We start from the raw sequence: 14,467 nt of genomic DNA on the forward strand, positions 1-14,467 counted from the left end.
TTCCTTCCACCGGAGCCGGACCACCGAGGGCGGTGGTCCACCGACACACAACATCACAAGTCACATCACCCGATGTTCTGGGGCCGGTCTCCAGGTCGGCTTCCGGTCCACCCCCGACGCTCACAAAGGAGTGAGATCGCAACGATGTCCGGGCAGTCAGACGCCATACAGGATCAGTTGCTACACGATGCGGCCACGCAGTGGACCGCACCCAACGGCGGTTCGGCCGACGACCACGACACGAACGAGCTTGAGCGCTTCCTGAGGCTCTACTACCGGCACGTAGACCCCGAAGAACTCAAGGAGCGGAGGCCCGAGGAGATCTGCGGTGCGGCCATCTCGCACAGGCAGCTCGCCGAGAACCGGGTCCAGGGCCGAGCGAAGGTGCGGGTCCACACGCCCACCCAGGACAGGGACGGCTGGGAGATCGGCCACACCGTGGTCGAGATCGTCACCGACGACGCCCCGTTCCTGGTCAACTCCGTGACCATGGAACTCGCGCGCCACAACATCGGCGCGCACCTGGTCGTCCACCCGCAGCTCCGCGTTCTGCGCGACCTCCGCGGCGAGCTGCGCGAGATCGAGCCCGCGGAGACCGAAGGCGACCTCCTCCCGATCGCCGAGTCGTGGATCCACGTCGAGATCGACCGCCAGGCCGACGCCACGGTGCTCAAGCAGCTGGAATCGGATCTGACGCGCGTGCTCACCGACGTCCGCTACGTGGACGAGGACGGCGCGCGGATGCGCCAGCGCGCCGTCGACCTCGCCGACGAGGTCGCCGCGCGTACCTCCGCCCTTGTCGCCGGAGGCGTCAGCGAGCAGGAGATCTCCGAGAGTGTCGAGTTCCTGCGCTGGGTCGCCGACCGCCACTTCACGTTCATTGGATACCGCGAATACGCGCTGGTCAGCGACGAGGAAGGCCGCGAGGCGCTGAGCCCGCAGGCCGGGACCGGCCTGGGTGTGCTGCGCATGGACACGCCGGTGTCCGGCAGCTTCGCGGCACTGCCCCCCGAGGCCCGCGCCAAGGCGCGCGAGCCGCACGTGCTGGTGCTGACCAAGGCCAACTCGCGGGCCACGGTCCACCGGCCCAAGTACCTCGACTACATCGGCGTCAAGAAGTTCGACGACCAGGGCCACATCGTCGGCGAGTGCCGCTTCCTCGGCCTGTTCACCCACCAGGCCACCACGACGAGCATCGCCGAGATCCCGATCCTCAAGCGCAAGCAGGCCGAGGTCCTCGACCTCGCCGGGTTCGACGCCGACAGCTACGACGGCAAGGACCTGGTGGAGATCCTGGAGGGCTTCCCGCGCGAGGAGCTGCTGCAGACCCCGGTCCCCGAGCTCTACGACATCGTGCTGGGCGTGCTGCGCCTGCGCGAGCGCCGCGGCAGCAAGCTGTTCCTGCGCCGCGACCCCTACGGCCGCTACATGTCCTGCCTGGTGTACATGCCGCGCGACCGCTACACCACGCAGGTCCGCCTCGACATCCAGAACGTGCTGGCCAAGGCGTTCCACGGCGCCACCATGGAGCACAGCGTCATGGTCGGCTCGGCCCCCTTCGCCCGCCTCTACCTGGTGGTGCGCGCCGAGCGCGGCCGCCTCCTCGCCGACGTCGACCACGCCGCCCTGGAGGCCGAGGTCGTCAAGGCCACCCGCTCCTGGGACGACGACCTCCTCGTCGAGCTCACCCAGCGCTTCGGCGCCGAGCGCGCCACCGAGGTCGTCGGGCGCTACCGGGAGGCCCTGCCCGAGGGGTACAAGGTCGACACGTCGGCCGCCACGGCCGTCGACGACATCGGGCGGATCGACGCCCTCGCGGACGGCGAGCTCGCCGTCAACCTCTACCCCTCGCCCTCGGCGACGGACGACGCCTCCAAGTGGCGGTTCAAGGTCTACCGCAAGGGCGACCCCATCTCCCTGTCCAAGGTGCTGCCGCTGCTGGAGCACATGGGCGTCGAGGTGGAGGACGAGCGCCCCTACGGCATCACCGCCCCGGGCGCCGACCGCGACGGCGAGGGGCGCGCCTGGATCTACGACTTCGGCCTGGCCCCGATCCGCGACGCCGTACAGGTCCCGGAGGAGCGGCTGAAGCACCTCTTCGAGGACGCCTTCACCGCCCTGTGGGAAGACCGCGGCGAGTCCGACGGCTTCAACGCGCTGGTGCTGCGCGCCGGGCTGACCTGGCGCCAGCTCACGATCCTGCGCGCCTACGCCAAGTACCTGCGCCAGGCCGGGAGCACGTTCAGCCCCGCCTACATCGCGGACGTCCTCGTCGCCAACGTGCACATCGCCAACCTGCTGGTCCGGCTCTTCGAGTCGCGCTTCGACCCGCGCCACTCCGACGGCCGCGCCGAGCGCTCCGAGGCCATCACCGAGGAGATCAACGGCGAACTCGACCTGGTGGCCAGCCTCGACCAGGACCGCATCCTGCGGTCCTTCCTGGCGATGATTCAGGCGACGCTGCGCACCAACTACTTCCAGCACGCCGCTGAGGGCGAGAAGCCCTACCTCGTCTACAAGCTCGACCCGCAGGCCATCCCGGACCTTCCGGCCCCGCGGCCCAAGTTCGAGATGTACGTCTACTCCCCGCGGATGGAGGGCGTGCACCTGCGCTTCGGCTCGGTCGCGCGCGGCGGGCTGCGCTGGTCGGACCGCTTCGAGGACTTCCGCACCGAGATCCTCGGCCTGGTCAAGGCGCAGATGGTGAAGAACTCGCTGATCGTGCCCAACGGCGCCAAGGGCGGCTTCGTCTGCAAGCGGCTGCCCGCCGGCGGCGACCGCGACACGATCATGACCGAGGTCGTGGCCTGCTACAAGCAGTTCATCAGCGGCATGCTCGACGTCACCGACAACCTCGTCGAGGGAGCCGTCGAGCACCCGCGCGACGTCGTCCGCTACGACGCCGACGACTCCTACCTCGTCGTCGCCGCGGACAAGGGCACGGCCACCTTCTCCGACATCGCCAACGGCATCTCCCTGGAGCGGGGCTTCTGGCTCGGCGACGCGTTCGCCTCCGGCGGCTCGGTCGGTTACGACCACAAGGCCATGGGCATCACCGCGCGCGGTGCCTGGGAGTCGGTCAAGTACCACTTCCGCGAGATGGGCGTGGACGTCCAGAACGAGGACTTCACCGCCGTCGGCGTCGGCGACATGTCCGGCGACGTGTTCGGCAACGGGATGCTGCTCTCGGAGCACATCCGGCTGGTGGCCGCATTCGACCACCGGCACGTCTTCCTCGACCCCAACCCGGACGCGGCGCGGAGCTACGCCGAGCGCCGCCGCCTGTTCGAACTGCCCCGCAGTACCTGGGCGGACTACGACCAGTCGCTGATCTCCGAGGGGGGAGGGGTCTACCCGCGCACCGCCAAGTCGATTCACCTCACCCCGCAGGTCCGCGAGGTTCTGGGCATCGACCCGGACGTCACCTCGCTGACCCCGTTCGAGCTGATCCAGTGCATCCTCAAGGCCCCGGTGGACCTGCTGTGGAACGGCGGCATCGGCACCTACGTCAAGGCCTCCACCGAGACCCACGCCTCGGTCGGCGACAAGGCCAACGACCAGGTGCGCGTCGACGCTACCGAGCTGCGGTGCAAGGTTATCGGTGAGGGCGGCAACCTCGGCCTCACCCAGGCGGGGCGGATCGAGTTCGCGCTGGCCGGGGGGCGGGTCAACTCCGACTTCGTCGACAACTCCGCCGGTGTGGACACCTCCGACCACGAGGTGAACATCAAGATCATGCTGGACCGCGAGGTCCGGGCCGGCCGCCTGTCCAAGGACGAGCGCGACGAGCTGTTCCTGGGCATGACCGACGAGGTCGCCGAGCTCGTGCTGGACAACAACTACGCGCAGAACGTCGTGCTCGCGGCGGCGCGCAAGCAGGCCAACGGCATGCTCCACGTCCACCAGCGCTACATGCGCGCGCTGGAGCGCTCCGGGCAGCTCAAGCGCAAGCTGGAGAACCTGCCCGACGACAAGGCCATCGCCGCGCGCCGCTCCAGCGGCCAGGGCCTGACGGGGCCGGAGTTCGGCACGCTGATCGCCTACACCAAGATCACCCTCAAGGACGCGATCGCCGACTCCAACCTGCCGTCCGACCCCTACCTGCGGGACACGCTCACCGAGTACTTCCCCACGGCGCTGCGCGAGCGGTTCGCCGACGCCATGCCGGACCACCCGCTGGCCCGCCAGATCATCACCAACCAGGTGGTGAACGACATGGTGAACCGGTCCGGATCGACCTTCGCCTTCCGGCTCAACGAGGAACTGGGCGCCTCAGCTGACGACATCGCGCGGGCCTACCTGGTCGTGCAGGAGGTGTTCGGGCTCCGCGACTTCTGGCGGGCCGTGGAGGACCTGGACCACAAGGTCGACGTCGCCACCCAGCTGGACATGCTGCTGGAGGCCCGCAAGCTCGCCGAGCGTTCGGCGCGCTGGCTGCTGCAGAACCGCACGTCCCTGTTTGACCTGAGTGAGGAGATCGCGTTCTTCGCGGAGGGCGTGCCCACGATCGTGCCTCAGCTGTCCGAGCTGCTCAGGGGGCGCGACCTGGCCGCGTTCATCGAACGGCGGGACAGGTTCGTCGGGCGCGGTGTCCCCTCGGAACTGGCCGAGCAGGTCGCCGCGATGGTCCCGGCCTACTCCACCTTCGATCTGGTGGAGGTGGGCCACCGGACCGGACGCCCGCTGCGGGAGGTCGCCGAGGTCTACTTCGACCTGGCCGACCGGCTGCAGATCTCCCGGCTGCGGGAGCGCATCATCGCGCTGCCGCGCGACGACCGCTGGAACACGATGGCGCGCTCGGCCGTGCGCGACGACCTGTACCGCACGCACGCCGACCTCACCGGCCGGGTGCTGGAGTCCGGCCAGCCCGGTGAGCCGGTCGACGCCATGCGGGAGAAGTGGATGGAGCAGAACAAGGCCACGCTGGAGCGTGCCGGCCAGACCCTCTCGGACATCTGGGAGACCGAGCGGTTCGACCTTGCCACCCTCTCGGTGGCGCTGCGGTCGATCCGCTCGCTGGCGAGCTCCGACGGCTGAGGTCGCACACCGGAGCCACCAGGGCCGCGCCCGACATCGGGCGCGGCCCTTCTCCGTATCCGATGGAGCCCGTGGGTCCGATGGGGCGCCGCGGGCCGAACGCGGAGAAATATGGTGGTGTGCGCCGCCGACCTCGGCCGTGGCGGTCCGTGCCGGGGTCGCGCATCGCTCCGTGTGAAGGACGGCGTCCTATACGCCCTAGACTTGGGCACGTGGCAGACCAAGACCCCGCAGAAAAGATCAAGGAACTCTCGTCGACCCTGGCGAGCGTCGAGTCCGTGCTGGACCTCGACGCCAAGAACACGGAGATCGACCAGCTGCGCGAGCAGTCTGCCGACCCTGAGCTCTGGAACGACGCCGAGAACGCCCAGAAGGTCACCCGCCGGCTGGCCAACCTGGAGTCCGTGGTCACCAAGGTCGGCAACATTCGCCAGCGCCTCGACGACCTCGGCGTGCTCTACGAGCTGGCCGCTACCGAGGGCGACTCCGACGCCCAGGCCGAGGCCGACACCGAGCTGGAGTCGCTGCGCAAGGACATCGGCGAGCTGGAGGTCCGCACCCTGCTCAGCGGCCCCTACGACGAGCGCGAGGCCCTGGTCACCATCAACGCGCAGGCCGGGGGCATCGACGCCGCCGACTGGGCGCAGATGCTGCAGCGGATGTACCTGCGCTGGGCCGAGCGCCACGGCTACCCGACCGACATCTACGACACCTCGTACGCCGAAGAGGCGGGGATCAAGTCGACGACGTTCGCCGTGAAGGCGGCGTTCGCCTACGGGACGCTGCGCGGCGAGCACGGCACCCACCGGCTGGTCCGCATCTCGCCGTTCGACAACCAGAGCCGCCGGCAGACCTCGTTCGCGGGCGTCGACGTCGTTCCGGTCATCGAGCAGAGCGACCACATCGAGATCGACGAGAGCGACCTGCGGATCGACGTCTACCGGTCCAGCGGCCCGGGCGGGCAGGGCGTCAACACCACCGACTCCGCGGTGCGCATCACCCACCTGCCCACGGGCATCGTCACCTCGTGCCAGAACGAGCGCTCCCAGCTGCAGAACCGCGCGACGGCGATGTCGATGCTCCAGGCCAAGCTGCTGGAGCGCAAGCGACGCGAGGAGCAGTCCACGATCGACGAGCTGCGCGGCGACAGCGCCAGCAGCTGGGGAACGCAGATGCGCAACTACGTGCTGCACCCCTACCAGAGCGTGAAGGACGCCCGGACGAACGTGGAGTCGGGTAACCCGACCGCCGTCCTCGACGGTCAGATCGACGAGTTCATCGACGCCGAGATCCGCTGGATGCGCAGCAAGGAGAACGGGGCCGCGTAGACCGAGCGGGGCACGTGTGGCCGATGTGACGGATGAGTTTCCGCCGCGTCCCACGGGCGGGGAATCCCGCTCGCGCGCCGGGTTTGCGACAAATGGGGTATATGGGAATGTTATAGGTGGTTGACGCTTCCGATATGCTCGGACGTGCTGTCCTGCGCGGACAGCCGGGGCCAACGGGCCGTGTGGGGGAAGTGGCGACGTCTGATCGCCCGCCCGGACTTCTCCGGTCGCGGGCGTTGACGTGAGTTCGCACGTCGATCTGGACATTCCGGGTTGCGATCGCCTCTACACTGTCGATTGGCCCCGTGGCCGGTACTGCCCTGCGCGGAGGTGAACATCCGCCTGGGCTCCCCTACCTCCGAGAACCTTGTGATGCACCTGTGATCCACTTCGATAACGTCACCAAGGTCTACGCGACCCAGAAGCGCCCCGCTCTCGACGGCGTTTCCCTCGACGTGGACAAGGCAGAGTTCGTCTTCCTCGTCGGTCCCTCCGGGTCGGGTAAATCAACGTTCCTCAGGCTGGTCCTCAAGGAGGAGAAGCCCTCTCAGGGCAGGGTCCACGTCGCGGGCAAAGACCTCGCGCGCCTGTCCAACTGGAAGGTCCCGCACCTGCGGCGCCGCATCGGCTGTGTCTTCCAGGACTTCCGGCTGCTGCCGAACAAGAACGTCTTCGAGAACGTCGCGTTCGCGCTGGAGGTCATCGGCAAGCCCCGGCGGTTCATCCGCAAGGTCGTGCCGGAGGTCGTCGAGCTCGTCGGCCTGGAGGGCAAGTCCACCCGTATGCCCGACGAACTGTCGGGTGGTGAGCAGCAGCGGGTCGCGATCGCCCGGGCGTTCGTCAACCGGCCGCAGATCCTGCTGGCCGACGAGCCCACCGGCAACATCGACCCCGCCACGTCGATCGGCATCATGAAGGTGCTCGACCGAATCAACCGCACCGGAACGACGGTCGTGATGGCGACCCACGATGCCGCGATCGTCGACTCGATGCGCAAGCGCGTTATCGAGCTCGAAGAGGGTGTCGTCGTCCGGGACCAGACGCGCGGCATCTACGGCCAGGCCTACTGAGCCTCCTGACCCGCCGGGTCGGCCAAGCGTCCCCCCGCTGGCCGTAGCAGCGCGGCGAAGCCCCTAAGGATGGACCCTTAACACATCATGCGAGCACAATTCGTACTTTCCGAGATCTGGATCGGCCTACGCCGCAACCTGACGATGACCGTCGCGGTGATCATCACCGTGGCCATCTCGCTCGCCTTGTTCGGTGGCGGTCTGCTCATCATGCAGCAGGTCTCGCAGATGCGCGGGTACTGGGACTCCCGTGTCTCCCTCACGGTCTTCATGTGCACGAAGAACGCGCCCTCCACGGCCTGTGAGGAAAGCGGCGAGGCCACCAAGGAGCAGCGCGCCGACGTCGAGTCGACCCTCAAGTCGCTGCCCGAGGTCGCGGACGTCACCTACGTGACCCAGGCCGAGGCGTTCAAGGACTTCCAGGAGCGCTTCTCCAACAACGAGGCCATGAGCGACGCCGTCCGCGAGGGCGATATCCCGGACAACTTCCGTGTGCAGCTGGAAAACCCCGACCAGTACGACAAGGTGGCCGAACAGGTCAAGGGCGCACCCGGTGTCGAGTCGGTCTCCGACGACCAGCAGGTGCTGGAGAAGTTCTTCGGACTGCTCGACGGCCTCAAGTGGGGCGCGCTCACCGTGTCGTTCATCCAACTCGGTGCCGCCGCGCTGCTGATCGGCAACACCATCCGGTTGTCGGCCTACAGTCGACGCCGGGAGACGGGAATTATGCGGCTCGTCGGCGCGTCCAACTTCTATATCCAGCTTCCCTTCCTGTTGGAAGGCGCCATCGCGGGTCTGATCGGCGGCGTCATCGCCTCCGGCTTCATCGTCTCCGCGCGGTTCTTCCTACTGGACAAGGTCGAAGACTGGTTCGCGTTCCCTGTCGCGCTGTCGACCGGTTCGCTGCTGTACGTCATCGGCGTCTCGCTGATTTTGGGCGTGCTGCTGTGTACCGTCGCGTCGTTCCTGACGCTTCGGCGCTACCTCAGGGTGTAACTAAGGAGAACTCCGGTGCCACGGGAGAAAGGGCGCAAGGTCATCGCGCAGAACCGACGCGCCCGGCACGACTACCACATCGACGACACCTACGAGGCGGGCCTCGTGCTCACCGGTACCGAGGTGAAGTCGCTGCGTGCCGGCCGCGCGTCCCTCACGGACGGGTTCGCGCACGTAAAGAATGGAGAGGTGTGGCTGGAGAACGTCCATATCCCGGAGTACACCCACGGGACGTGGACCAACCACGCCGCCCGCAGGCCGCGTAAGCTTCTGCTGCACCGCGAAGAGATCGCCAAACTGGTCGGCAAGACCGAGGAGGCCGGCCGTACGCTTGTCCCGCTATCGCTGTACTTCAGCGAGGGCAAGGCCAAGGTGGAGCTGGCGCTGGCACGCGGTAAGCGTTCGTACGATAAACGCCGTGACATCGCCGAGCGCGAGGCCAAGCGTGACATCGAGCGCGCGCTGCGCCGCCGGCGCTGAGGTCTGAACGAAAGGATCCTCCGGTGACTCCCCCTCCCCTCCGCCGGTTTCTTGCCGCGGGCACCGGTGTCGTCATGGCGGCCGTGATGACCGCCTGCGCCACCCAGCCCAGCCCGGAGGTCGCCGTCCGCACGTTCCTCCTCGACTGGCAGGCCGGTGACTACGAAGCCGCCGCCCGGCAGACCACCGGGGACGTGGAGGAGGTCGCCGACGCCCTGGAGGGGGCGCACCGCCAGCTCGACTTGGCGGGGCTGCGCTTCGGGCTGGGGCGCATCAGGCAGAACGGCAAAGGGGCCACCGCCGAGTTCGACGTCCAAGCCGACCTCGGTATCGGCGACCCGGTGTGGAGGTACACCGGGGAGATGTCGCTGGGGCGCGGCCAGGACGGGTGGAAGATCGCCTGGTCCCCGAGTGTGATCCACCCTGACCTCAACGAGGGCGAGCGGCTCGCCGTCAGCTACGACGTCCCCGACCGCGGCGAGATCTTCGACCGCAACGACGAGCCGCTGGTCAGCGAGGACCAACTGATCGTCTTCGGTGTCGTCCCCGCCGAGCTGGACGGCATGAAGGAGGGCGTGGGCGCCCTGGCCGAGGTGCTCGGCGAGGAGCCCGGCCCCATGCTCGACCGGGTCAGATCCGCGCCGCCCGAGGAGTTCCAACCCCTGGTACTGCTGCGAAAGAACGACGTCAAGACGTCCGTCGTGCGCAAGGCCAAGAAGATCGCCGGTGTTGGAACCACCGACCTCACCATGCCGCTGACCCCCACGATGGCCAACGGTGTCATCGGTGAGGTGGCCGGTACCGCCGAGCACAACGTCTCGTCCCGCGTCGTCAGCACCTACCAGGCCGGCGACACGGTTGGCCTCAACGGCCTGCAGAACGTCTTCCAGCAGCGTCTCGCGGGCACGGCCACCACCGAGGTGGTCACCGTCAACGAGAAGGGGAAGCAGACCGGCGTCCTGGAAACGTGGCCGGGCACGCAGAGCGGCTCGCTGACCACGACGCTCGACTCCACGGCGCAGCGCGTCGCCGAGAACTCCCTGGCGCAGCTGCCCGGCCCCGGCTACATGGTCGCGCTCGACACGCGCACCGGGGAGATCCTGGCCGCCGCCGGCAGCCCCAACGACCTGAGCAACGACGGCGCCTTCACCAAGGAGTACGAGCCGGGCGAGGCGTTCACCATCGTCTCGGCAGCCGCCGCGCTGGAGTCCGGCGCGACCAAGCCCTCCGCGACCGTGCCGTGCGATCCCGAGACCACGGTGGGCGATCGCACCTTCGCCACCCCCAACAACGGCGGGCTGTGGGAGCCGAACTTCACCAAGGACTTCGCCTTCGCCTGCACGACCGCGTTCGCCGGTCTCGGTGAGGGCGTGGGAGCGGAGGCACTGGAGTCCGCCGCTGCCGACTTCGGCATCGATGGCGACTGGCGGCTGTCGGTCCCGACCTTCAACGGCGAGTTCATCGCTCCCGAGTCCGCGGGCGACACCGCCGCCGCCATGGTCGGCCAGGACCGGGTCGCGGTCAGCCCGTTGTCGATGGCCCTGGTGGCCGGGGCGGTCGCCGACGGCACATGGCACGCCCCCCGCCTGGTGCGCGACGCCGCCGAGGGCGAGCCGAACGCCTCCCACGAGCTGCCCAAGGAAACGGTCGAGCAGCTGCGCGAGATGATGCGCGCCGCGGTCGTCGAGGGCGGCGCCTCCCGCGCTAACCTCAGCACCGTCCCCGTACACGGCCAGGCGGCGTCGGTCAAGCAGGATGTCGGCGGCGAGGAGACCGCCGTGCAGTGGTTCGTGGGGTACCAGGGCAACGTGGCGTTCGCCGTGGTGGCCGAGGTGGATCCGGCCATGGAGTGGGACCAGTACGCGATCAGCGCGGGGAGCGGGTTCCTGCAGAACCTTCCCTACGGCTACGTCGAGGACCCGGGCGCGGGTAAGGCCGGCGACGCCGGAGGCGCGGCCCCGGGTGCCCCGGGGCCGCCGGGCGTCCCGGGGATCTGATCGAATCCGACGGTCAGAGCGATCTCGACCATCGGCCGGCCGGGCCGCGCGAAAGCGGTGGGAATCGCCCCTAGCGACCGTCACCGCCGCACACGGTGCGGTCTGGGGCGCTTCGTGCCCTGACCGTAAATCAGCCCTGGTCAGAGGCAACCTCCGCGGGTCAAATACGCGTCTTTGTCTATGACTGGGAGGCCGTAAAGGGGGTTGCGGACACCAGTCCTAGAAGGCGGGACCTCGTCTCGGGGGAGGTCCTGCTGGATGAGAGGCCGGCCCGACCCTGCCGGCCGCCCTCGCGGGTAGCGTCGATGGATCCCGTCCGCACCCGCGGGGGTTTCTCATGTTCGGGGGAGGAAGTGAGCCGGAGCGGCGGGTCCTGGTGCCGGGTCCCCCCATCACACGGCCGGTGTATCAGGGACATAACGGATGGCGCGGCCGGGAATCGGCTTGGCCTTCGGAGCGTTCTACCTGTAGCGTAAGAGCACAGGGGCCACCGCGGTGGTGCCTGCCTGCGGGCCCATCGGGCCTGTTGATAATTCCACAGGGGGTGATCGGTTTCGACTTCGGTAGTCGTTTCAGGGGAAGCGGGTCGAGGGTTGCGTTTGTGACCTCGTAAATCCTGCATCGCGTTAAATATCAAGTGCCAATTCTAAGCGCACTGAGTTCGCTCTCGCTGCCTAAGCGATAGCGTCTCTGTCGGCCTGAGCTTGTCCTCGGCCCAGTGTCCGGCATCGTTCAGAGGACTCACCGCTCGGATCAGGCCACGGGGCCCGAGCGGGACACTTACGTGGCTGGGCTCGTCAGCGACTTGTTCGTGAGAGCGCTGGAGCCGAGTAGAACGGCAGCACGAACTGCACCCGGAGAAGCCCTGATGCGGTGCTGAAGGACGCGGGTTCGATTCCCGCCACCTCCACTTTTCGTCGAAGAGCCTCTGACCTCCGCCAACGCGGATTGGTCAGAGGCTCTTCGCGTTGCTGAGCGCCGCGAGCGCGCCGTCGGCGCTCCCACGCGGATTCAGGCGAGGGAGACCAGCTCCTTGTACTCGTCGTTCCACAGGTCCTCGACGCCGTCCGGCAGCAGTAGCACGCGGTCGGGACGCAGCGCCTCGATGGCGCCGTCGTCGTGCGTGACCAGGACGACGGCGCCCCGGTAGGAGTCGATTGCCCGGAGGATCTCGGTGCGGGACGCCGGGTCGAGGTTGTTGGTCGGCTCGTCGAGGAGCAGCACGTTGGCGTCGGAGCACACCAGGGTCGCCAGCGCCAGGCGGGTCTTCTCCCCGCCGGAGAGCACCCCCGCGGGTTTCTGGGTGTCGTCACCGGAGAACAGGAAGGACCCCAGCATCTGACGCGCTTCGTTGTCGGCGAGGTGCGGGGCCGCGTCGGTCAGGTTCTCCAGGACCGTCCGGTCCGGGGTCAGCGTCTCGTGCTCCTGCGCGTAGTAGCCCAGCCGCGCACCGGTACCGTGCCGGACCTGTCCGCTGTCGGGCCGCTCCTGTCCGGCCAGAATGCGCAGCAGCGTCGTCTTGCCCGCGCCGTTGAGCCCGAGGATGGCGATCCGCGACCCCCGGTCCACGGCCACATCCACCCCCGTGAACACCTCGTGGGACCCGAAGGACTTGGACACCGACTCGGCGGTCAGCGGGACCTTGCCGCACGGTGGCGGTTCGGGCAGGCGCAGCCGCGCCACCTTGTCCGACCGGCGCTCGGGCCCGACCTCGGCGAGCATGTGGTCGGCCCGGCGGATCATGTTCTTGGCCGCCACCGCCGTCTTCACGTTGCTCTTCATCTTCTCGGCCTGAGCGCGCAGCTCCTCCGCCTTGCGCTGGGCGGCGACCCGCTCCCGGCGCCGTCGGCGGGCGTCGCTCTCGCGCTGGGTCAGATACGTCGTCCAGCCCACGTTGTAGACGTCGATCGCGGTCCGGTCGGCGTCGAGGTGGAACACCCGGTTGACCGTGGATTCCAGGAGGTTGACGTCGTGGCTGATGAGGAGGAACCCCCCACTGCGGCCGCGCAGGAACCGCTGCAGCCAGCGGATCGAGTCCGCGTCGAGGTGGTTGGTCGGCTCGTCCAGGAGCAGTGTGTCGTGGTTACCGAACAGCAGGCGGGCCAGTTCGACCCGGCGGCGCTGCCCGCCGGAAAGGCGGTCGAGGGGCTGCCGGAGGATCGCTTCGGACAGTCCGAGGTTGGCGGCGACCTGGGCGGCATCGGCTTCGACCGCGTACCCCCCGTGCGCGAGGAACAGGTGCTCGGCGCGGGCGTAGGCCCGCATGGCCTTCTCCAGCTCCGGGCCCTCCGCCTGGGCCATAGCGGCCTCGGCCGCGCGCAGGCCGCGGACCGCCTCGTCAATGCCGCGGGCGGACAGGATCCGGTCCGCGACGGTGCCCGATGCGTCGTCGTCCTGCGGGGACTGCCGCAGGTAGCCGACCGAGCCGGTGCGACGGATCTCGCCCGAGGCGGGTGCGTTTTCCCCGGCGAGGACCCTGACGAGCGTGGTCTTGCCCGCTCCGTTGCGGCCGACGAGCCCGACCTTGTGGCCGGGTGAGATATGGAAGCTCGCGTTGTCGAGCAGCGGGCGCGCGCCAACGCGCACGGAAACATCACGTGTGGTGATCAAAGAATTACTCCCGGATCTAGCTCAGGACACAGTGGTGCTGCGGTCGCGCGGTCCTGAGCTAATAGATCCGGGGAAGAGACATGCGGGGATGTTATCCCGAAAACAGGACGCCTCGCACGGGGATTCTCTCGCCGTGCGGTTCCCGCGGTCGGTATCGCGGCGCCCCGCCATCGGCCCTCCGCGTGGACGTGAGGAGCCGAAACCGCGCGGTGGGGCAGGCGCGGGTGGCATCCGGCACCGAACAGTGCCGAAGCGGGGCGGCCGCCGCGGAGCGGTTCCACCCGACCAGTCAGGGGGAGCGGCCGTGCTCGAAGTGATCGACGTCATCGTCGTGGTTCGGGGTGCCCTTGGGATTCGTCGGCCCGACGTTCCTCGACAAGGACATGGGCCTGCTCCACCTGTGGTTCGCCCTCCCACCGGTCGCGTATCCGGACATCACCGTCCTCGGCGTGGTGGTGACGGCGGCCGGTCGGGCACTGCGGTCCTCGGGGCCCACCTCCCGAACGTGGAGGCGGACACCCAGGGCCGCGGTTCGGCGGTTCGGTGGCGGTGGCGCGGTCAGCGGTCGATCGTGCCGACCAGCCAGGCGATCTTCTTCGCGGTGAGCGTGATGCTGTCGCTGTTGCCCATGTAGACACCCGACGAGGCGATGAACACGTGGTCGCGGGTGCGGCGTTCGCAGGCGACGTCCTCGATGGCGCAGTGGGAATCGGGATTGCTCACCCGTAGGAACGGCGCGCTGTCTTCGATGATGCGTGCCCACACACCGTAGCCGGTGAGTGCGGCGGCCAGCCGTGACAGGTGGAGCCGTTCGGTGGAGCGTGGTACCGCGGTAGGCGCGGGGCAGGGCCGGCTGTACTTCGACTGGGCCATGACGGCGTCCTTCCGGTCGGCGGATTGACGTGCTCTGACGGCCATTGTCACTCCAAGTATTGTTGTGAATCCGCAA

The 14,467-nt window shown here is 68.5% G+C and carries 8 protein-coding genes and 1 other RNA gene; 7 read left to right on the plus strand and 2 right to left on the minus strand.

Annotated elements, in window-relative coordinates; translation table 11 throughout:
- The first annotated feature begins 144 nt into the window (after positions 1-144).
- From ABD259_RS13110 to ssrA, 7 genes are all read left to right on the plus strand, one after another.
- Entirely contained in the window at positions 145-5,037 is a 4,893-nt protein-coding gene (locus ABD259_RS13110; RefSeq protein WP_344162532.1) for an NAD-glutamate dehydrogenase, read from the plus strand.
- Positions 5,038-5,249: 212 nt separating this feature from the next.
- A complete protein-coding gene (prfB, locus tag ABD259_RS13115) occupies positions 5,250-6,365 on the plus strand; it encodes a peptide chain release factor 2 (protein ID WP_344162535.1) in 1,116 nt (371 codons plus the stop codon).
- Between the two features lie 380 nt (positions 6,366-6,745).
- Positions 6,746-7,435 (plus strand): cell division ATP-binding protein FtsE, encoded by a 690-nt coding sequence (ftsE, locus tag ABD259_RS13120; RefSeq protein WP_017618715.1) that lies wholly within the window; start codon positions 6,746-6,748, stop codon positions 7,433-7,435.
- 87 nt (positions 7,436-7,522) lie between these two features.
- Positions 7,523-8,431, plus strand: coding sequence for a permease-like cell division protein FtsX (ftsX, locus tag ABD259_RS13125; protein WP_344162538.1), 909 nt, complete (start codon positions 7,523-7,525; stop codon positions 8,429-8,431).
- Positions 8,432-8,446: 15 nt separating this feature from the next.
- A complete protein-coding gene (gene smpB / locus ABD259_RS13130; RefSeq protein ID WP_344101985.1) occupies positions 8,447-8,911 on the plus strand; it encodes an SsrA-binding protein SmpB in 465 nt (154 codons plus the stop codon).
- A 23-nt stretch (positions 8,912-8,934) separates the two neighbouring features.
- On the plus strand, positions 8,935-10,908 hold the full coding sequence (locus ABD259_RS13135; RefSeq protein ID WP_344162541.1) for a penicillin-binding transpeptidase domain-containing protein: 1,974 nt from the start codon (positions 8,935-8,937) through the stop codon (positions 10,906-10,908).
- Between the two features lie 540 nt (positions 10,909-11,448).
- Positions 11,449-11,821, plus strand: a transfer-messenger RNA (tmRNA) gene (gene ssrA / locus ABD259_RS13140).
- Between the two features lie 98 nt (positions 11,822-11,919).
- Here ssrA and ABD259_RS13145 read toward each other — a convergent pair.
- The gene (locus ABD259_RS13145) at positions 11,920-13,518 is read right to left on the minus strand and encodes an ABC-F family ATP-binding cassette domain-containing protein (RefSeq protein WP_344162544.1); all 1,599 of its coding nucleotides are present in this window, start codon (positions 13,516-13,518) and stop codon (positions 11,920-11,922) included.
- A 558-nt stretch (positions 13,519-14,076) separates the two neighbouring features.
- Entirely contained in the window at positions 14,077-14,391 is a 315-nt protein-coding gene (locus ABD259_RS13150) for a hypothetical protein (RefSeq protein ID WP_344102242.1), read from the minus strand.
- Positions 14,392-14,467 lie beyond the last annotated feature (76 nt).

The sequence above is a fragment of the Nocardiopsis rhodophaea genome, assembly GCF_039530945.1.
Taxonomy (GTDB): domain Bacteria; phylum Actinomycetota; class Actinomycetes; order Streptosporangiales; family Streptosporangiaceae; genus Nocardiopsis_C; species Nocardiopsis_C rhodophaea.